The organism is Pseudonocardia sp. N23, assembly GCF_002583555.1.
Lineage (GTDB): Bacteria > Actinomycetota > Actinomycetes > Mycobacteriales > Pseudonocardiaceae > Pseudonocardia.
In genome coordinates this window covers 123,098-142,596 of sequence record NZ_BEGX01000061.1, presented here as the reverse complement: position 1 = coordinate 142,596, position 19,499 = coordinate 123,098, and the positions used below count along the sequence as shown (strand labels likewise).

Genomic DNA, 19,499 nt, shown 5'->3' with positions numbered 1-19,499 from the left:
GCACGTGGCCCGGCGGATCGACGTCGACGCGCTCACCGACGGCGTGCTCGGCGGCTCACGCTCACTGCTGGCCCGGGCGATCACCCTCGTCGAGTCGACCCGGCCCGACCACCGCGTCGCGGCCCAGGACCTGCTCTCACGGCTGCAGCCGCACGCGGGCGCCGCCGTGCGGGTCGGCATCAGCGGGGTCCCCGGTGTCGGCAAGTCGACGTTCATCGAGGCGCTCGGCACCCGGCTCACCGGCGACGGGCACCGGGTCGCCGTCCTCGCCGTGGACCCGTCCTCGACCCGCACCAAGGGTTCCATCCTGGGCGACAAGACGCGCATGGCCCGCCTCGCCACCGACGACCACGCGTTCGTCCGGCCCTCGCCGAGCGCCGGCACGCTCGGCGGCGTCGCCCGCGCCACCCGCGAGACCATCGTGCTGATGGAGGCGGCGGGCTTCGACGTCGTCCTCGTCGAGACCGTCGGGGTGGGGCAGTCCGAGGTCGCCGTCTCGGAGATGGTCGACACCTTCCTGTTCCTCACGATCGCGCGCACCGGCGACTCGTTGCAGGGCATCAAGAAGGGCATCCTCGAGATCGCCGACGTCGTCGCCGTCAACAAGGCCGACGGCCCGCACGAGAAGGAGGCCCGCGCCGCCGCCGCCGAGCTGCGGTCCGCGCTGCGACTCATGACCCCGGCCAGCGAGGCGTGGCGCCCGCCCGTCCTGCCGTGCTCCGCGCAGACCGGTGCGGGGCTCGACGACGTCTGGGATGCCGTCGAGAAGCACCGGGCCACCCTCGACGGGACCGGTGAGCTCGCCGGTCGGCGCGCGACCCAGCAGGTCGAGTGGATGTGGGCGATGGTGCGCGACCAGCTCATGGACCGGCTGCGGTCCGACCCCGGCGTGCGGGAGAAGCTCCCGGCCCTGGAACGCGAGGTCCGCGACGGCGAGGTGCCGCCCAGCGTCGCCGCCCGGACGGTCCTCGATCTCCTCGGCTGAGCCCCGCGGTACGGGCGGTTCACCCGTTCCGGCCGGTCACGGCCCGGCCACGGAACCGGCGCGACCCGCTGCGGGAGAGCATCCTGGACCCGTGACCGAGCTGCATCCGGGGAAGGACGGGGCCACGACCCCGCCCGAGCCGTCGACGGCACCGGTCGGGCAGGACGTCGACGCGACCGAGGATCTCCCGCCCGGCGCCGAGGTGGAGGACGGGAGACGCCGCCGCGAGCCCGGGGCGCGACGGCTGCTCACCCGCACCGTCGGCGGCGCCTGGGACGACAACATCTTCTCCGAGTCCGCGTCGGCGGCGTTCTGGCAGACGCTGTCGCTGCCCCCGCTGCTGCTGGGGCTGCTCGGCGCCCTCGGCTACATCGGCGGCTGGTTCGGCCCCGACACCGCCGAGGTCGTCGAGAACCGGATCGTCACCGCCACCAGCGGCATCTTCAGCCGCAACGCCGTCGACGAGATCATCGCCCCGACCGTCTCCCAGATCCTCACGACCGGCCGCAGCGAGCTGATCTCGCTCGGCTTCGTCATCTCGCTGTGGTCGGGGTCGTCGGCGATGTCGTCGTTCGTCGACGCCATCACCCGCGCCCACGGCCAGTACGGCATCCGCAACCCGGTGTGGCAGCGCATCCTCGCGCTGCTGCTGTACCTGGTGGGCCTCGTCGGCGGCATCATCTCGCTGCCACTGCTCGCGCTCGGCCCCGACCGGCTGCCCGGCATCCTGCCCGAGTCGTGGCGGCCGACGGCGATGACGCTGATCTCCAACCTGTACTACCCGGTCATCGGGATCATCCTCGTGTTCGCGCTCACGACGCTCTACAAGGTCGCGCTGCCGGCCAAACCGCCCTGGTGGCGGGGGCTGCCCGGGGCGCTGCTCGCCGCCGTCGTGTTCCTGGTCGGGGTGACCGGGCTGCGCGTCTACATCGACTGGCTGACCGGCACCGGCTACACCTACGGCGCGCTGGCCGCGCCGATCGCGTTCCTGCTCGCCGCGTTCTTCATCGGCTTCGCGATCGTGCTCGGCGCGCACCTCAACGCCGCCATCCAGGAGCTGTGGCCGGCCCGGCTCAACGACCGCCGGGGCGCGCTGACGACGCGGGAGCCCATCGACGGCCCCGACGGCCCCGACGGCCCCGACGGCCCCGACGGCCCCGACGGCCCGACCGAGGATCCCGAGCCCGGGAAGGGCGGGGGAGCGGTCATCCGCGCCTGAGCGGCTCCGCGCCGCCGGGCCGGCTCGCCGCCAGCTCCGCCGCCGCCATCTCGGCGAGCAGCGCCCCGTCGCCACGCACGAAGAAGTACGTGAACCCCAGCTCCCGGAACCGCTGCACGTGCCCCGCCGACGCGCAGAAGATGCCGACGGGCATCTCGCGGGCCTTGCACGCCCCGAGCACGGTGGCGAGCAGCGCGTCGTACTCGTCGTCGCCGTCCTGCGCCGATGTCGGCCTGCCCATGCTCAGCGCCAGGTCCGACGGGCCGACGAAGACCGCGTCCACCCCGTCGACCGCCACGATGTCGGCCACCGCGTCGACGGCGGCGACCGTCTCCACCATGACCGCACACACCGGGTCGCCGGGCGGCGACGACATGAACCCGTGCCGCGTCGGCCCGTAGCTGCGGGTGCCGTTCGGGGGCCACCGGCACGCCGCCGCCGCCGCGGCGGCCTCCTCGGCGGAGTTCACCATGGGGACGACGACACCGGCCGCGCCACGGTCGAGCGCCGCCGTGATCGGGGTGGGGGTGTTCCACGGGACCCGCACCATCGACGGGGTGCCGGTCGCGGCGAGGGCCTGCAGCATCGGGAGCAGCGCGTCGTCACCGATCAGGCCGTGCTGGGTGTCGACGCACACGACGTCGAACCCCACCGAGCCGATCACCTCGGCCGTGGCCGACCCGGGAAGCTGCAGCCAACCCCCGACGGCGTCGCCGCGCAGCACGTCCACCAATCCGCTGTCGCTCATGATCCCCACCCTGCCGCACGCCCGTCCCGGCGCGCCTGACGATCCGTGCACAGCTGCCCGAATAGAGTTTCCCCGACCGTCCGCGCGCAAGGCCGGGCGCGGTGGGAAGTGGTGGGGCGCAAGGTGCTTGGGGTCAGTCATGCCCTCTCCGGGGCGGCGTTGGGACTCGCCGTCGCCGGGTTCGCGGCGGGATGGTCGGGGGCGCCGCTCGACGCCGGCGGAGTGCTCACGTTCGCCGCGGTCTGCGCGGGCGCGGCGCTGCTGCCCGACCTCGACCATCCGTCGTCCATGGCGACGACCCGGTTCTCCTGGGCGTCGGCGGTGGCCTCGAAGGTCGTGCGCCCGCTGTCCGGGCTGGTGTACCGGCTCACCCGCGCACCGCGCGACACCGGCCGCGGCACTCACCGCGGGCTCACCCACACCGCGCTGTTCGCCGCCGGCCTGGGCGTCGCGCTCAACGCCGCCTCGGTGGCCTGGGGCGCACCGGTGCTGCTCGCCACCCTGTTCGTCTGCATCGCGCTGGCCATCAAGGGCCTCGACGCGCTCGTTCCCGGCCCGCCGTCGCTGCTGATCGCCGCGGGCCTGACCTACGCGATCGACGCCTGGATGCCCGGTGGGGTCGACGGCACCGCCGGCTGGCTGGGGACCGCCGTCACCCTCGGGGTGCTCGTGCACTCGGTCGGCGACGCGGTGACCGAGTCCGGGGCGCCGCTGCTGTGGCCACTGCCCATCAGGCGACGGCGCTGGTATCCCGTCGGCGGGCCGCGGCCGCTGCGGATGCGCACCGGCGGGCGGGTCGAGACCCTGCTGGTCGCGCCCGCGCTGGCCGTCGCGGTCGTCGTGCTGGTGCTGCTCGTCGTGCCCGGGGCGGGCGCCGTGGTGCTGGACCTGCGGGACCGGGTCGGTGACCTCCTGGCGGTCCGCGAGCCGGGCTGACGGCGACACCGGGCATGGGTGATGATGCCGGGGTGAGCAACGCAGCCGCTCTGCCCGACCGGCCCGTCGTCGGCATCCTGCATCCCGGCGCCATGGGCTCCGCCCTCGGCTCGGCGCTCAAGCCCCGCGCGAGCGCAGTGGTGTGGGCGGCCGCCGGCCGCAGCGACGTCACCTCCAAGCGTGCCGAGATCGCCGACCTCGTCGGGGTGCCCGACGTCGCCGAGCTCGCCCGGCGCAGCGACGTCGTCATCTCGATCTGCCCGCCGCACGCGGCGCTCGACGTCGCCGGCCAGGTCGCCGACGCCGTCCGGGGCCGCGACCAGGCACCCCTCTACGTCGACGCCAACGCGGTCTCGCCCGCGACCGTGGAGAAGATCGCGACGCTGTTCGACCAGGACCGGGTCGTCGACGGGGCCGTCATCGGTCCCGCGGCGTGGGAGGCCGGCCGGACAGTGCTGTGGCTCTCCGGGACGGCCGCGCCCGCGGTCGCCTCGCTGTTCGACGGGTCGCCGTTCGCGGCGAAGGTCCTCGACGGCGAGCTCGGCGCGGCGAGCGCCCTCAAGGCGTGCTTCGCGCTGCACACCAAGGCGTTGCCGACGATCTGGGCGGTGATGACGGCCGCCGCTCGCGGCTACGGCGTGCTCGACGACCTGCGTGCCGAGGTGTCGCGGATGGGAGGTGACCTCGACGCGTCCCTGGCGGCGCTGGCCGGGAAGTCGGGCGACCGCGCGTGGCGGTGGGCGGGGGAGATGGACGAGGCCGCCGACACGATCGCCGCGCAGGGCCTGCCCGACGGGATGTCGCGCGCGGCGGCGGAGGTCTACCGCCGGCTCGCCGACGGCAGCCTGGAGCTCGGCTAGCCGTCCGCGCTCATCCGGGACGTCTCGAAGGCGTGCCCGGCGTCCCAGCCACGGTTCGCCGCCGCCGGGTCCGTGGACGCGACCCAGCCGGCCGCGAGCGTCGCCACCAGGGCACCCATCGCGACCGCCGACGTCGCCCGCCGGGGATCCGGCCGGCGCCGTTCCTGCCCGTCCGAGTGTTCTCCGTCCGGGTGATCGTCGGCCCGACGCGTCCGCAAGCGCATGTGCCCAGCGTGGCCACATCGCCCGCCGGAGTCGCGTCCGGCGCGCGGAACTCACCCGAAAGTGTGGGCTGTGCTCACGTGGGCTGGGGGCTCGGCGTCAGCCGGACGGGCCGAACCGCTCCACCCGCACCCGGGTCGCGGGGACCCCGAGGCCGGCCAGCAGATCGGTGACCGCGTCGCAGAACGGCGGCGACCCGCACACGAACACCGTCCGGCCCTCGTCGCCCTGTCCGCCGAGCACCGCCGCCAGGTCGGTGGCGCGCAGCCGCCCCGGCTCCCGGGTGGTGCCCGGCGGCGCCTCCCGGGTCCAGACGACCGTCACCTCCGGGCCGGGCAGCTCGCCCGCGTAGTACAGGTCCTCGGGCCGGCGCGCCGACACCAGCAGCCGCACCAGCTCCGGACGACCCGCTGCCCGGGCCTGGCGCAGCATCGCCATCAGCGGCACCGTGCCCGAACCCCCGCCGACGCACACGACCGGCTCGTCGCCCTGCCACACGAACCAGCGCCCGATCGGGCCCCGGACCTCCAGCTCGTCACCGACCCGCACCTCGTCGCAGAGGAACTCCGAGACCTCCCCACCCGGCAGCCGCTCGACGGTCAGCTCGACGACCCGCGAGCCACCGGGCACCGCCGTGGCCGGCGGGGACGACGGGGCCGGCGCAGGGGAGGGGGCCGATGCGATCGAGTACGACCGCTGGGCGGTGTAGCCGTCGGGCGCGGTGAGTCGCAGCAGCACGTGTTGCCCGGCGAGGAACGCGACGCCGCCACCGAGGTCGCCGACGTCGAGGCGCAGCGTCCGCGCCCGCGGCGTCTCCCACCGCGTGTCGACGACGGTCGCGATCCGCCACCGCCCGGGCCGGCCCACCCCGACGGGCACCGACGCGCCCTGCCCCGGCATCAGTCGTCGCCCTGGTAGCGCTGCTCCCGCCACGGGTCGCCGCGGTCGTGGTAGCCGTTGCGCTCCCAGAACCCCTGCTCGTCCTCCGCGGACAGGCGCAGCCCCGACACCCACTTGGCGCTCTTCCAGAAGTACAGGTGCGGCACCAGCAGCCGTGCCGGCCCGCCGTGCTCAGGCGTCAGCGCGCTGCCCTGCGCCTCCCACACCACCCACGCCTTGCCGTAGCGGACGTCGGCCAGCGGCAGGTTCGTCGTGTAGCCGGTGTGCGACACCGCCGTCACGAAGGCCGCCGCCGGATCCGGCACCGCCGCCTCCAGCAGCACGTCCACCGACACCCCGGTGAAGGTCATGCCCAGCTTCGACCAGCTCGTCACGCAGTGGATGTCGCCCTCGTAGCGCGACGTCGGCAGCGAGCGGATCTCGTCCCACGTCCACGTCGTCTCGCGAGCGACGAGCCCCTCGACGGTGAACGTCCAGCGGTCGGTGCCCAGCCTCGGTGTCGGCTCGGCGTTGAGCACCGGCCAGTCGTCGCGGGCGTCGTACTGACCGGGCGGCAGCCGTGGGTCGCGGCCCGCGCGGCCGCGTCCGGTGAATCCACGGGTCACGTGCATGGGCACCTCACCAGAGGTCGAGGGGGCATCGGGGAGCCCGATCATCCCCGCCGGGCGCCGGCCTGCCCAGCGCCGGGGGGAGTGGATCAGGACGTGACCGCCGGGGATCGGCGGCATACGGTGCGGCAGTGACCCACGACGTGCCCGCACCCCGTCCCCGAACCGGCGCGCACCGAGGGGAGGGGTGCTGAGCATGCCGCTGGACCCTCAGTTCCGGACCCTGCTGGACACCCTCGCCACGAACGGCGCGGTGCCGCTCGTGCGTGGCTCGGCCGTCGACACCCGGGAGCACTACCGGACCCTGTCGCTGGCCCGCCGCGGAGCCGACTACGTGCCGTTCCCCGTCGCCGGCGTGGAGGACGACGAGATCGACGGCCCCGCCGGGCCGATCCGCATCCGCGTCTACCGGCCGCTCGAGGACCGCGGCGGCGCGGTCACCTACCTGCACGGTGGCGGCTGGGTCCTCGGTGACCTCGACACCCACGACCCGGTGTGCCGCAAGGTCGCGGGGGAGACCGGTGCGGTCGTCGTCGCCGTCGACTACAGGCTCGCGCCCGAGCACCCGCACCCCGTCCCGCTGGGCGACGCCATGGCGGGGCTGCGCTGGACCCACGACGCCTTCCCCGACCGGCCGCTCGCCGTCGCCGGGGACAGTGCCGGGGCAAGCCTCGCCGCCGGAGCGGCGATCGTGGCCCGCGACGACGCCGTCCCGCTCACCGCGCAGCTCCTGTGGTACCCCTCGACCGACCCGACGCAGAGCTCGCAGTCGGTGCGCGACAACGCCGAGGGCTACTTCCTGACCGCGTCGGACATGCGCTGGTTCTACGAGCAGTACCTGCCCGATGGGTCCACCGACCCGCTGGTCGACCTGCAGCACGCCGACGTCGCGGGGGTCGCGCCGGCCGTCGTCGCCACCGCGGAGTTCGACCCGTTGCGCGACGAGGGCGACGCCTACGCCGACCGGCTGCGTGCGGCCGGCGTCACGGTCACGCACGTCCCCGGTCCGGGCCTGATCCACGGGTACGCGGCGTTCATCGGGCTCGTCGACGCCGCCGACGCGGCCGGTGCCACCGCCCTGGGTGCGCTGGCCGATCTCCTGGCGCAGGCCCGAACGCCCTGACGCCGAACGCCCTGACGCCCAACGCCCTGACGCCGGCCCTGGTCCCACCCCGCGGACTCAGGACCGGGGCAGGGTGTCGCGCCAGGCGATCCAGTCGCGCAACAGCGTGAGGTCGTAGTCCGGGCCGCCGACGCCGATCGTGAACAGGGTGACCCCCGCGGCGAGCAGGTCGTCGGCGACCTTCTCCGGTGCCGACTGCACCCCCGCCGACCGCTGGATCGCGGCCGGGTCCCGGCCCACGTCGGCGCAGTGCCCGTCGAGGACCCGGCCCTTGTGCGCGATGGTCTCGGCGTCGCCGAACCCGTGCCAGATGTCGGCGTGCTCGGCGGTGTAGCGCAGCGTCTTCCGCTCGCCGCCGCCACCGACGAGGATCGGGATCGTCCGGGTCGGCGGCGGGTTGAGCTGTTCCCAGCGGGCCTGGATGCGTGGCAGCGCATCGGCCAGGGTCGCCAGCCGCGACCCCGGGGTGCCGAAGTCGTAGCCGTACTCGTCGTAGTCGCGGCGGAACCAGCCCGCCCCGATGCCCAGGATCAGCCGGCCGCCGCTGATGTGGTCGACCGTGCGGGCCATGTCCGCCAGCAGCTCCGGGTTGCGGTACCCGGCGCACGTCACCAGCGCGCCGATCTCGACGCGCGACGTCGCCTCCGCCCAGGCGCCCAGCATCGTCCAGCACTCGAAGTGCTTGCCGTCGGCCTCACCGCGCAGCGGGAAGAAGTGGTCCCAGTTGAAGACGACGTCGACCCCCGCCTCCTCCGCCTCGGCGACGGCGTCGCGGATACGCGCGTAGTCGGCGTGCTGCGGCTGCAGTTGCACCCCGATCCGCACGGATGGGCGGGCAGCCTCGCCCACGCCGGCCGCGGCGGAGGGATCGGTGCGCGGCGTCGCGCTGCCGCCCGTCCTCCCGGCCGGGAGTGCGGCAGCGGCGTCGGGATGGAAGCGCCGGGTCAGGAACCGGTCGAGTGCGAGTGCCCCGAACGCGAGCCCGAGGAACAGCAGCGCGATCACCACGCAGTTGATCGCGACGCGGCCGTAGCCGAGGGCGGCGACGTCGACGAACGGGTACGGATACCACGGCGGGTTCGGGCTCCAGTCGGTCACCGCCCCGCGGACCAGCGTGAACGCGAGCCAGGCGACCGGGTAGATCGTCGACAGCAGGACCGTCGTGGTGTCGACGAGACCGCGCGGCCCGAACACCAGCCAGCCCAGCACCGCCATGATCGGCACGACGACGTGCAGCAGCAGGTTCGCGAGCCACGCGGCGCCGGTGAGGGAGTAGAGCTGGGCGAGCACGAGGTTGTAGACGATGCCCGTCACCGCGATGCCCAGCACCGCGTCGAGGTGCAGGACACGCAGCAGCCGCGGGTGGGGGCCCTGCCGCACCGCGAACGCGGTGAACGTGACGCCGACGAGCACGTTCGACAGGATCGTGAAGAACGCGAAGATGTTGGCGAGCCGCTCACCGGGAGTGTCGAACACCGAGTACGGCGCGCCCCCGACCGCCACGACCGCCTGCACGACGATCGCGACCACCACCACGAGCGCCGTAGCGGCGAACCAGAGGCGTCCGACGGTCGAGGTGCGGATCATGCGCGCAAACTACTTGGCCCACGCCGTCGCGGACAGTGTGGCGCCCGGTGCGCCGGAGCCGGTCTCCGCCCGACCTCCCGGCACGCCCGGCACCCGCCCCCCGCCCGCGCCGGGGGAATCGTCATGGCGGCGGAACACCGTCGTCACGGCCGCGCAGCACCCGTCACGTCCGATGGCGTGAGGAGGTGGGTTGTGGCGGAGGCGGAACCGGGCGACGCCGGGGAACCGGTCGTCGGGCGCACCGGCGCACGGTTCGGCGGGGCGCCCCGGCGCCGCAGACCGGCCCGCGAGTCCCCGGCGCAGCGCGGGGACGAGCCGGCCGTCGAATCCGTGACGGACGTGATCCCCATTGCCGCCCCGCCGGCGGCCGCCTTCCCCGCGGCGGAGCCGAAGCTGACGGTTCGGCCCTACGTGCTCACCGGCGGCCGGACCCGGTCGGCGGTCGACCTGGGCCTGGAGACCCTGGTCAGTGCCCGGCCCGGTACCGATGCCGAGACCTCCTCGCCCGCACATCGCGCCGTCCTCGCCCGGTGCGCCGTCGCCTGCTCGGTCGCCGAGGTGGCCGCGACGGCCGGGGTGCCGTCGGGGGTGGCACGGGTGCTGATCGGGGACCTCGTCGCCACCGGGGCCGTGCAGGTCCACGGCTCGGCGACGGCGGGAGCGCCCGACCAGGCGTTGCTGGCCCGGGTCCTCGACGGCCTGCGCAAGCTGTGAGGCGGGCCGTCACTCCGGTCAGGTGAGGGGACCTCCCGGGGTGCGCCGGGCGGGTGGGTGTGGCAGAACCGGCGGATGAGCGCAGCACCGACCGACGACGACGATCTGCTCCGGCCCCCGTTGCCCGACGTGCCGCCGCAGTACCGGACCGACGTCCGGGTCGAGCTGCAGGCCGCGGCGCGGCGGTTCGCGATGGAGCGGGTGCTGCCCGTCGCGAACGAGCTCGACCCGCAGAAGGGCGAGATCCCGCGGTCGCTGCTGACGGAGATGGGGGAGCTGGGGTTCTTCGGGATCACCGTCGGCCCCGAGTACGGCGGCCTCGGGCTGGGCGCCTACGAGTACTGCATGGTGGCCGAGGAGCTGGCGCGGGCGTGGATGAGCGTCGGCAGCATCATCGCCCGCGCGCAGGGGGCGGGCACCGGTGTCGACGACGCGCAGCGGCGCGCGGAGCTGCTGGCGCGCAGCGCGCGGGGGGAGTGGATCGGGGCGATCGCGCTGTCGGAGCCCGACGCCGGGTCGGACCTCGCCGCGGTCGCGACCCGGGCAGAGCGCGACGGCGACGACTTCGTGGTGACCGGGCAGAAGCGCTGGATCGGCAACGCGAAGGCAGCGGACTTCATCCAGGTGCTGGTGCGCACCGCCGACCCGGAGCCGGGGGAGAAGCGGTCGGCCGGGCTGGCCACGTTGCTGGTCGAGAAGAAGCCGGGCGAGTTCCCGGACGGTCTGACCGGGTCGCCGATCGACAAGATCGGCTACCACGGGTTCGTCACGTGGGACCTGGAGTTCGACGGGCTCCGGGTCCCGGTGGCGAACGAGATCACGGCGGGCGGGTTCGCGGAGACGCAGAAGTGGCTGACGATCGCCCGCGTGCACACCGCGGCGCGCGCCGTCGGGCTCGCGCGGGCAGCGGTCGAGGACTGCATCGTCTATCTGCAGCAGCGCCGCCAGTTCGAGCGCCCGATCGGCGACTTCCAGGCGGTGCGGTTCACCCTCGCCAGGATGGCGGCGCGGGTGGAGCAGGCGCGGGCCTTCTACCAGCACGTGGCCCACCTGATCGATCTCGGTGAGCCGTGCGGGCGTGAGGCCGCAATGGTGAAGCTGCTGGCGACGGAGATGGCCGCGGAGGTCACCGGCGACGGCATCCAGCTGCACGGCGGCAACGGCTACACGACCGAGCACCAGGTGGAGCGGCACTGGCGCGACGCCCGGCTGACGACGATCTTCGAGGGCACCAGCGAGATCCAGGCGAAGATGATCGCGGACCGGCTGCTGCCGCGTTCCGGGATCGGCTGACGGTGGGCTGTGAGCTCGGGCGGAACCGCTCATGCCCATTCTGTAAACGTATGATTGACACGACGCGTCGACCTGCGGCACAGGTGCGGCGGGGGAGTGGTCGACGGGCAGTCGTGACGAGGGTCGACCTCCTCGACGCGCTCCTCACCGCGTGCTGGTCGCACGCCCGGTGACGCGGCCCGCGCGGCGCGCGGGCCGCGACAGCCCAGCAGGGCCCTGAGGACGCACACGCCCCGCAGGGCCCGGTCACTCGCCGGGGGAGAGGGCGGGCGGGTCCTTGGGGCGGCCGCCGCGGCGCATGTCGCCGGTCGTCGTGCGGCGGCCGGGGTCGATGAGGCGCTTCCACTTGGCGTGCGCGGCCTGCCGGCTCGACAGCTGCGCCTCGACGGCGTGCGCGACCTGCGCCCAGGTCATGCCGTCTCCGCGCAGGCCGCGGATGAGGTCGCGCTCGTAGTAGTCGGCCAGCCGGCGCATCTCCTGCACCAGCGCGTACCAGACCGCGATCCCGCTGTGCGGCAACGCGTCGTCGGCGGCGAGCTCTTTGAGCCGGTCGAGCTGCTCGACCAGTGACGGCGCGCCGGAGTCGGGAAAGGGACCGGCCTTGGCCAGCCAGCGCTGGGCCTCCTCGTACTTCATCGGTAAACCATACATTGACACGTCGGACGCGAAAACTCGCCACGCCACGGCCGGGACCGCACGCTGCGGTCCCGGCCGACAAGTACAGCTACGACGCGGCCCAGTCCGCCGCGTCGGAGACGCCGGTGATCCAGACGACGGCCTCGCCGGCCTCGTCGGACGCCGCGAGGTCGACCTCGGCGGTGACGGCCCAGTCGCGGTCGCCCGCCGGGTCGTCGAGGACCTGGCGGACGCGCCAGCGTTCCGGCTCGACCTCGATCGTGACCAGCTGCGGGCCGCGGGCATCGGGACCGGTGCCGATGTCGTCGTGCAGCTCCCAGTACGGGTCGAACGCCTCCCGCCAGGCGGCGGCGTCCCAGCCGTTGTCCTTGTCCAGCTCGCCGAGGAGGTCCCAGCGGCGCAGTGCCGCCAGCTCGACGCGGCGGAACATCGCGTTGCGGACCAGCACGCGGAACGCCCGCACGTTGCGGGTGACCCCGGCCGGACCCTGGTCCAGCGACGGGGGAACGGGCTCGTCGCCCGTGCCGGCGCCGGCGGCGAGGGCCTCCCACTCGTCGAGCAGGCTCGAGTCGACCTGGCGGACCAGCTCGCCGAGCCACTCGACGATGTCGGTGAGCTCCTCGGTCTTGGCCTCGTCGGGCACGGTCTGGCGCAGGGCCCGGTAGGCGTCGGCGAGGTAGCGCAGGACGAGCCCTTCGGAGCGGGCGAGCTGGTAGTGCCCGACGTACTCGACGAACGTCATCGACCGCTCGGACATGTCGCGCACGACGGACTTGGGCGAGAGCCGGGCGTCGGCGACCCACGGGTGGCCGCGGCGGTAGGTCTCCAGCGCGGCCTCGAGGTTCTCGGCCAGCGGCTTCGGGTAGCTGACCTCCTCGAGCAGCGCCATCCGCTCCTCGTACTCGATACCGTCGGCCTTCATGGCCTGGACGGCCTCGCCGCGGGCCTTGTTCTCCTGCGCGTGCAGGATCTGGCGCGGGTCGTCGAGGGTCGACTCGATGGTCGAGAGCACGTCGAGCGCGTAGGTCGGCGACGTCCGGTCGAGCAGCTCCACGGCGGCCAACGCGAAGGGGGACAACGGCTGGTTGAGCGCGAAGTCGAGCTGCAGGTCGCCGACGACGCGTACCCGGCGGCCCTCGGCATCCGGCTCGGGCAGCTCCTCGACGACGCCGGAGTCGCGCAACGCCCGGTAGATCGCGATGGCACGCAGGATGTGCTTGCGCTGCCGGTCGCGCGGCTCGTGGTTGTCCTCCAGCAGGTGGCGCATGGCCGCGAAGGCGTCGCCGGGCCGGGAGATCACGTTGAGCAGCATCGCGTGGGTAACGGTGAAGTGGCTGGTGAGCGCCTCGGGCTGGGCGGTCTGCAGCCGTTCGAACGACTTGTCGCTCCAGCCGACGAACCCGTCGGGCGCCTGCTTGCGCACGATCCGCTTGCGCTTCTTGAGGTCGTCGCCGGCGCGGGCCAGCAGCCGGGCGTTCTCGACCTCGTGGTCGGGGGCCTCGGCGACCACGGTCCCGACGGTGTCGTACCCCGCCCGGCCGGCCCGGCCCGCGATCTGGTGGAACTCGCGCGCCTTGAGCCCGCGCACCCGGACCCCGTCGTACTTGGCCAGTGCGGTGAACAGCACGGTCCGGATCGGGACGTTGATCCCGACGCCGAGGGTGTCGGTGCCGCAGATGACCTTGAGCAGCCCGGCCTGCGCGAGCGTCTCGACGAGCCGGCGGTAGCGGGGGAGCATCCCCGCGTGGTGGACCCCGATGCCGTGGCGGACAAGACGTGAGAGCGTGCGGCCGAAGCCCGCGGTGAAGCGGAACGCGCCGATGAGGTCGGCGATCGCGGCCTTGTCCTCCTTCGACGACACGTTGACGCTCATCAGCGACTGCGCCCGTTCGACGGCGGCCTGCTGGGTGAAGTGCACGACGTAGACGGGAGCCTCGTGCGTCGCGAGCAGCTCGTCGATCGTCTCGTGCAGCGGCGTCAGGACGTAGCGGTAGTGCAGGGGCACCGGCCGCTCCGCCGAGGTGATCACCGCGGTCTGCCGGCCGGTGCGGCGGGTCAGGTCGTCGCGGAAGAACGAGACGTCGCCCAGGGTCGCGCTCATCAGCACGAACTGCGCCTGCGGCAGCTCGATCAGCGGCACCTGCCACGCCCAGCCGCGGGAGGGGTCGGCGTAGAAGTGGAACTCGTCCATGACGACCGAGCCCACCTCGGCGCCGCGGCCGCCGCGCAGCGCGATGTTGGCGAGGATCTCCGCGGTGCAGCAGATGATCGGCGCGGTCTCGTTGACGGCGGCGTCGCCGGTGAGCATCCCGACCTTGTCGGCCCCGAACACCGCGCACAGCGCGAAGAACTTCTCACTGACCAGCGCCTTGATCGGCGCGGTGTAGAACGTCCGCTCCCCGCGGGCCAGCGCGACGGCGTGCGCGGCGATGGCCACGAGCGACTTCCCGGAGCCCGTGGGCGTCGACAGGATGACGTTCGCGCCGGTGACCAGCTCCAGCAGCGCCTCCTCCTGCGCCGGGTACAGCGACAGGCCCTGCTCGTCGAACGCCCACTCGGCGAAGGTCTCGACGAGGGCGTCGGGGTCGTCGGGGGAGGGCAGCCGGTCGGCGAGTGTGCTGGTCATGATGAGTCGATCGTCCCCCGCGCAGCGTCGTGGCGTGGCGTCGGGGTGTCCGGTGACCGACGATGCGCGACGAGCGGGTGAGCGGTGGCCGCGCCGGGCGGTGTCGAGGTCGGTTGCCGCAGGTCACAGCCATCCGTCGGGTCCGCACCGTCGTCGTGGGCCGGCGGGGCCGACCGTTCGGCGCGCGCCGGGCACCTGTTGATCTCCGTTCGTCCCGTTCCGTCGCCCGCACGGCCGACGCGCGACCGTCCGGGCCGGGTCGCGAACTACGCTGGTGAGGTGATGGTCCGGGCGGGCACGGGCGGGATGCCCGACCTGGTGCCGCCCATGCAGGCGGCCACCGGGGACATGCCGAGCGGCCCGGGATGGGCCGTCGAGTTCGCGTGGGACGGGCTGCGCGCCATCGCCTACGCGAGGCCCGGCCGGGTCCGGCTGCTCACCGCTCGGGACCGGTCGGTCACGTCGGCGTTCCCGGAGCTGCACGTGCTCGCGGCCAAGGCCCCCCGGAACGGCGTGATCCTCGACGGGACCGTCGTCGCCCTCGACGACGCGGGGGTCCCGAGCAGGCGGCTGCTGATGCGTCGCACCGCGACCCAGCGGCCGGGCGCAGGGCTGGTCGCCGACGTGCCGGTCGGGTTCTTCGTCAGCGACCTGATGTGGCTCGACGGGGAGTCGACGACGTCGTTGCCCTACCAGCGGCGCCGGGAGCTGGTCGACGACCTCGGCCTGGCCGAGCAGCCCGTCGTGCTCTCGCCGTCGTGGCCCGCGGGCGACGCCGGGCACGTGCTGGCCACGGCGCGGCGGTACGGCCTCGACGGCGTGTACGCGAAGCGGCTCGACTCCGCCTACCAACCGGGCAGGCGGTCGCGGAACTGGCTGCGGGTGCCGCTGCGGCAGTCACGGCAGGTGGTCGTCGGCGGCTGGACGCCCGCCTCGCCCGACCGGCCGGACACGGTGGCGGCGCTGCTGCTCGGGGTGCCGGGCCCGGCGGGGCTGCGCTACGTCGGCCGGGTGGGGCTGGGTGCCGGTGCGCCGCGGGCGGCGGTGACCGCTCTGCTGCCCGACCTGGGTACTGCGGAGTCGGCGTTCGCGGGCGGGGTGCCGGCGAGCGTGGCGCGCGACGCCCTGTGGGCGGTGCCGCGGCTGGTGGGGCAGGTCGAGTTCACCGAGTGGACCGTGGGCGGGCGGCTCCGGCTGCCGGTGTGGCGGGGCCTGGTCGCGCCGGAGGAGGTCGAGGACGGCCTGTGGGACGACGGTTTCGCCGACGACGAGCGCTGGGACTCCGGCGAAAGCGAGGTGCGCACCGTCGACCTCGACGGCCCGGAGGAGGCTCCGGCGCCCGCGGCGCCGCAGCCGCGCGTCCCGGAGCAGGAACCCGCGCCCCGGGTCGTTCCCGAGGAGCAGCGCGTGCAGGCGCGGCGGCTGGAGCAGCACTTCGTCTACAACTCGCTCAACACGATCGCGTCGCTGGTGCGCACCGACCCCGGCCGGGCCCGGGAGCTGCTGCTGGGCTTCGCCGACCTGACCCGTGCGGCCGACCGCCCCGCCGACGACACGATCACGTTGCGCGACGAGCTCGACTCGGTGCGGGCCTACCTGCAGCTCGAGCAGGCCCGGTTCGGCAAGCGGCTCACGGCTTCGATCGTGTGCGAGCCCGGTCTCGACGAGCTGCCGGTCACCCCGCTGGAGGTGCTCGCGCAGGTCAGGGCGATCGTGCAGGAGGTCGTCGAGCCGCATCCCGAGGGTGGCGAGGTCACGGTCGACGCGGCCGCCGACGGCGGCCACTGCGTCGTCACGATCACCGAGACCGCCACGGGCCGCACCTGGACGGTCCGCCCGGCAGGCGCCACCCTCTGAGGGGGCGCCCCGCGCAGTGCAGTGTTCAACAGCCCGTCGCGCGACCGTGATGATCGAGAGATACGGTGCCGCCATGTTGGGTCTGCCGGGTGCGACGCGCGCCTGCCTGTTCGATCTGGACGGTGTCCTCACCGACACCGCCAGTGTTCACGCCGCCGCCTGGAAGCAGATGTTCGACGACTTCCTGCGCGCGCGTGCCGACCGCACGGGTGAGCCGTTCCGGCCGTTCGACCTCACGGCCGACTACGGCCCGTACGTCGACGGGCGGCCGCGGATGGAGGGCACGGACGGGTTCCTGCGTTCCCGGGGCATCGAGCTGCCGCAGGGAGGGCCGGACGACGACCCCACCGCCGACACGGTCTGGGGCTTGTCGACCCGCAAGAACGACATGGTCCAGGAGAAGATCCGGACCAACGGTGTCGACGTCTACCCCGGCTCGGTGCGCTACCTGAAGGCCGTGCGCGCGGCCGGGCTGCAGACGGCGGTGGTGTCGTCGTCGGCCAACGCCGAGCAGGTGCTGGAGGTCTCCGATCTCGCGCAGTACGTCGACCACCGCGTCGACGGTGTCGTCGCCAAGCAGCGGTCGCTGCCGGGCAAGCCCGCCCCCGACACGTTCCTCGCCGCCGCCGCGGACCTCGGGGTCGGCACCGAGGAGGCCGTCGTCTTCGAGGACGCCCTCGCCGGCGTCGAGGCGGGCCGCGCGGGCGGGTTCGTCGCGGTCGTCGGGGTGAACCGGCTCGACCAGGCCGCCGCCCTGCGCGAGCACGGCGCGACCGTCGTCGTCGACGACCTGGCCGAGCTGCTGGAGGAGGGCCGATGACCGCGTCGGACACCGGGCGGCCGTTCACGGTCGAGCCCTGGTGCGTGCGCGAGCCCGCACTGCACCTGGAGGCGATGGGGCAGACCGAGTCGGTGTTCGCGCTGTCCAACGGCCACATCGGCATGCGAGGCAACCTCGACGAGGGCGAGCCGCACGCCATCCCCGGCACCTACCTGAACTCGCTGTACGAGCGGCGGCCGCTGCCCTACGCCGAGGGCGGCTACGGCTATCCCGAGTCCGGCCAGACGATCATCAATGTCACCAACGGCAAGCTCATCCGGCTGCTGGTCGACGACGAGCCGTTCGACCTGCGCTACGGCACCCTCAACCGGCACGAGCGGGTCCTGGACCTGCAGGCCGGGACGCTCACCCGGGAGGTCGAGTGGGCCTCGCCTGCCGACCGGACGATCCGTGTGCGCAGCACCCGGCTGGTGTCGCTGACGCAACGGGCGATCGCGGCGATCTGCTACGAGGTCGAGGCGGTCGACGCCCCGACGACGCTCGTCGTGCAGTCCGAGCTCGTCGCCAACGAGCAGCTCCCGCAACGCGCCAACGGCGACCCCCGCGTCGAGGCCGCGCTGGCCGAGCCGCTGGTGTCCGAGCAGCACCGCAGCGAGAACGCCGGCGCGACGCTGGTGCACCAGACCCGGCAGTCGGGTCTGCGCCTCGCCGCGGCGATGGACCACGAGGTGTACGGGCCGGAGTCGACGAAGACGTCGTCGGAGGCCACCGAGGACATCGGCCGCACCACGGTCATCGCCCGGCTCAAGCCGGGGGAGACGCTGCGGATCGTCAAGTACCTGTCCTACGGCTGGTCGTCGCGCCGCTCGCTGCCCGCGGTGCACGACCAGGTCCGCGCGGGGCTGGCCGCGGCCAGGTTCACCGGCTGGGAGGGCCTGCTCGCCGAGCAGCGCGCCTACCTCGACGACTTCTGGGTCACCGCCGACGTCGAGATCGACGGTGACGCCGAGCTGCAGCAGGCGGTACGGCTCGCGGTGTTCCACGTCCTGCAGGCCGGTGCCCGTGCGGAGCGCCGCGCGATCGGGGCCAAGGGGCTCACCGGCGACGGTTACGACGGGCACACGTTCTGGGACACCGAGACGTTCGCACTGCCGGTCCTGTCGCACCTGGCGCCCGACGCGGCCGCCGACGCGCTGCGGTGGCGGCAGTCGATCCTGCCGCTGGCCATGGAGCGGGCCGAGCAGCTCGGACTTGCGGGTGCGGCGTTCCCGTGGCGAACGATCCGCGGCCACGAGTGCTCCGGCTACTGGCCGGCGGGGACGGCCGCGTTCCACATCAACGCCGACATCGCCGACGCCGTGCGCCGCCACGTCGCGGCGACCGGCGACCTCGTGTTCGAGCGCGAGGTCGGGCTGGACATCCTGGTGCAGACGGCCCGGCTGTGGCGGTCGCTGGGCCACCACGACTCCGCGGGCCAGTTCCGCATCGACGGGGTGACCGGCCCCGACGAGTACACCGCGATCGTCGACAACAACGTCTACACGAACCTGATGGCGCAGCTGAACCTGCGCTACGCCGCCGACGTCGCCGCCCGCAACCCGCGCGCCGCGGCGAAGCTGGGCGTCAACGCCGAGGAGATGGCCAGCTGGCGCGACGCGGCGGCGTCCATGCGGATCCCGTTCGACGAGACACTCGGGGTGCACCCGCAGGCGGAGGGCTTCACCGACCACCAGATCTGGAACTTCGAGCACACGCCGGAGAAGAAGTACCCGCTGCTGCTGCATTTCCCGTACTTCGACCTGTACCGCAAGCAGGTCATCAAGCAGGCCGACCTGGTGCTGGCCATGCAGCTGCAGCCCGATGCCTTCACCCCCGAGCAGATGGCCCGCAACTTCGCCTACTACGAGGCGATCACGGTGCGCGACTCGTCGCTGTCGGCGGCCACGCAGGCCGTCGTCGCGGCCTGGACGGGCCACCTCGACCTGGCCTACGACTACTTCGCCGAGGCCGCACTCGTCGACCTGGGGGACCTGGCGGGCAACACCGACCACGGCATGCACATCGCGTCGATGGCGGGGACGTGGAGTGCCGTCGCGTCCGGGTTCGGCGGGATGCGCACCGACCGCGACGGCATCTCGTTCGCGCCGCGGCTGCCGGCGGCGTTGCCGCGCATCTCGTTCGGGGTGCTGTGGCAGGGCCGGTCGCTGCGCGTCACGATGACCTCCGACGAGGTCGAGTACCGGCTGGTCAGCGGTCCGCCGATGAGGCTGCGCCACCACGGCGAGGCGCTCGCGCTCGCCGACGCCCCGGTCGTGCGGGACATGCCGGCGGTGCCGCCGGTGGAGCCTGTCGAGCAGCCCCACGGCCGCGGCCCGCGGCGCCGTCACCCCGGCTGAGGCCCGCG

16 protein-coding genes and 1 pseudogene are annotated in these 19,499 nt (G+C 73.8%); 10 read left to right on the top strand and 7 right to left on the bottom strand.

The features are described 5' to 3' along the window. Positions 1 to 4 precede the first annotated feature (4 nt). Both meaB and TOK_RS18775 read left to right on the top strand, forming a co-directional pair. Positions 5 to 985 carry a methylmalonyl Co-A mutase-associated GTPase MeaB gene (gene meaB, locus TOK_RS18780; RefSeq protein WP_098959254.1) on the top strand — a complete coding sequence of 327 codons (981 nt, stop codon included), beginning with the start codon at positions 5 to 7 and terminating at the stop codon, positions 983 to 985. 202 nt (positions 986 to 1,187) lie between these two features. After that, the gene (locus TOK_RS18775) at positions 1,188 to 2,204 is read left to right on the top strand and encodes a YihY/virulence factor BrkB family protein (RefSeq protein ID WP_253258489.1); all 1,017 of its coding nucleotides are present in this window, start codon (positions 1,188 to 1,190) and stop codon (positions 2,202 to 2,204) included. Here TOK_RS18775 and TOK_RS18770 read toward each other — a convergent pair. Continuing rightward, positions 2,191 to 2,952 (bottom strand): HpcH/HpaI aldolase/citrate lyase family protein, encoded by a 762-nt coding sequence (locus TOK_RS18770; protein WP_098959343.1) that lies wholly within the window; start codon positions 2,950 to 2,952, stop codon positions 2,191 to 2,193. The two genes, TOK_RS18775 and TOK_RS18770, sit on opposite strands and share 14 nt — an antisense overlap. A 123-nt stretch (positions 2,953 to 3,075) precedes the next feature. On the opposite strand from TOK_RS18770, the gene TOK_RS18765 reads away from it, so the two are divergent. After that, positions 3,076 to 3,888 (top strand): metal-dependent hydrolase, encoded by an 813-nt coding sequence (locus tag TOK_RS18765; protein WP_172457639.1) that lies wholly within the window; start codon positions 3,076 to 3,078, stop codon positions 3,886 to 3,888. Between the two features lie 32 nt (positions 3,889 to 3,920). After that, positions 3,921 to 4,748: an NAD(P)-dependent oxidoreductase gene (locus TOK_RS18760; protein WP_253258477.1), complete on the top strand. Its 828-nt coding sequence runs from the start codon at positions 3,921 to 3,923 to the stop codon at positions 4,746 to 4,748. A gap of 321 nt (positions 4,749 to 5,069) precedes the next feature. On the opposite strand, the gene TOK_RS18755 is transcribed toward TOK_RS18760, so the two are convergent. Continuing rightward, a complete protein-coding gene (locus TOK_RS18755; protein WP_172457638.1) occupies positions 5,070 to 5,870 on the bottom strand; it encodes an FAD-binding oxidoreductase in 801 nt (266 codons plus the stop codon). Next, positions 5,870 to 6,481 (bottom strand): sulfite oxidase-like oxidoreductase, encoded by a 612-nt coding sequence (locus tag TOK_RS18750; protein ID WP_098959247.1) that lies wholly within the window; start codon positions 6,479 to 6,481, stop codon positions 5,870 to 5,872. Before TOK_RS18750 ends, TOK_RS18755 begins: the two co-directional genes overlap by 1 nt. Before the next feature lie 193 nt (positions 6,482 to 6,674). On the opposite strand from TOK_RS18750, the gene TOK_RS18745 reads away from it, so the two are divergent. Next, the gene (locus tag TOK_RS18745) at positions 6,675 to 7,601 is read left to right on the top strand and encodes an alpha/beta hydrolase (protein WP_098959342.1); all 927 of its coding nucleotides are present in this window, start codon (positions 6,675 to 6,677) and stop codon (positions 7,599 to 7,601) included. A gap of 57 nt (positions 7,602 to 7,658) precedes the next feature. Here TOK_RS18745 and TOK_RS18740 read toward each other — a convergent pair whose 3' ends face one another. Then, on the bottom strand, positions 7,659 to 8,450 hold the full coding sequence (locus TOK_RS18740; protein ID WP_172457645.1) for an LLM class F420-dependent oxidoreductase: 792 nt from the start codon (positions 8,448 to 8,450) through the stop codon (positions 7,659 to 7,661). Between the two features lie 114 nt (positions 8,451 to 8,564). Then, positions 8,565 to 9,188: pseudogene (locus TOK_RS32725) on the bottom strand (Pr6Pr family membrane protein); the annotation flags it as partial. Positions 9,189 to 9,380: 192 nt separating this feature from the next. On the opposite strand from TOK_RS32725, the gene TOK_RS18735 reads away from it, so the two are divergent. Further along, positions 9,381 to 9,902: a DUF742 domain-containing protein gene (locus TOK_RS18735; RefSeq protein WP_253258476.1), complete on the top strand. Its 522-nt coding sequence runs from the start codon at positions 9,381 to 9,383 to the stop codon at positions 9,900 to 9,902. 75 nt (positions 9,903 to 9,977) lie between these two features. Further along, the gene (locus tag TOK_RS18730) at positions 9,978 to 11,195 is read left to right on the top strand and encodes an acyl-CoA dehydrogenase family protein (RefSeq protein ID WP_098959340.1); all 1,218 of its coding nucleotides are present in this window, start codon (positions 9,978 to 9,980) and stop codon (positions 11,193 to 11,195) included. 246 nt (positions 11,196 to 11,441) lie between these two features. On the opposite strand, the gene TOK_RS18725 is transcribed toward TOK_RS18730, so the two are convergent. Together TOK_RS18725 and TOK_RS18720 are read right to left on the bottom strand one after the other, a co-directional pair. Beyond that, positions 11,442 to 11,831 carry a hypothetical protein gene (locus tag TOK_RS18725; protein WP_098959244.1) on the bottom strand — a complete coding sequence of 130 codons (390 nt, stop codon included), beginning with the start codon at positions 11,829 to 11,831 and terminating at the stop codon, positions 11,442 to 11,444. A gap of 88 nt (positions 11,832 to 11,919) precedes the next feature. Next, a complete protein-coding gene (locus TOK_RS18720; RefSeq protein ID WP_098959243.1) occupies positions 11,920 to 14,457 on the bottom strand; it encodes an RNA helicase in 2,538 nt (845 codons plus the stop codon). Between the two features lie 282 nt (positions 14,458 to 14,739). Here TOK_RS18720 and TOK_RS18715 point away from each other — a divergent pair, with 282 nt between their 5' ends. The 3 genes from TOK_RS18715 to TOK_RS18705 all read left to right on the top strand — a co-directional run bounded on the left by TOK_RS18715 (position 14,740) and on the right by TOK_RS18705 (position 19,491). Continuing rightward, on the top strand, positions 14,740 to 16,314 hold the full coding sequence (locus TOK_RS18715; RefSeq protein WP_253258488.1) for a histidine kinase: 1,575 nt from the start codon (positions 14,740 to 14,742) through the stop codon (positions 16,312 to 16,314). 73 nt (positions 16,315 to 16,387) lie between these two features. Beyond that, positions 16,388 to 17,134, top strand: coding sequence for an HAD family phosphatase (locus tag TOK_RS18710; protein ID WP_098959339.1), 747 nt, complete (start codon positions 16,388 to 16,390; stop codon positions 17,132 to 17,134). Continuing rightward, a complete protein-coding gene (locus tag TOK_RS18705; protein ID WP_098959241.1) occupies positions 17,131 to 19,491 on the top strand; it encodes a glycoside hydrolase family 65 protein in 2,361 nt (786 codons plus the stop codon). Before TOK_RS18710 ends, TOK_RS18705 begins: the two co-directional genes overlap by 4 nt. The last annotated feature ends 8 nt before the right edge of the window (positions 19,492 to 19,499 follow it).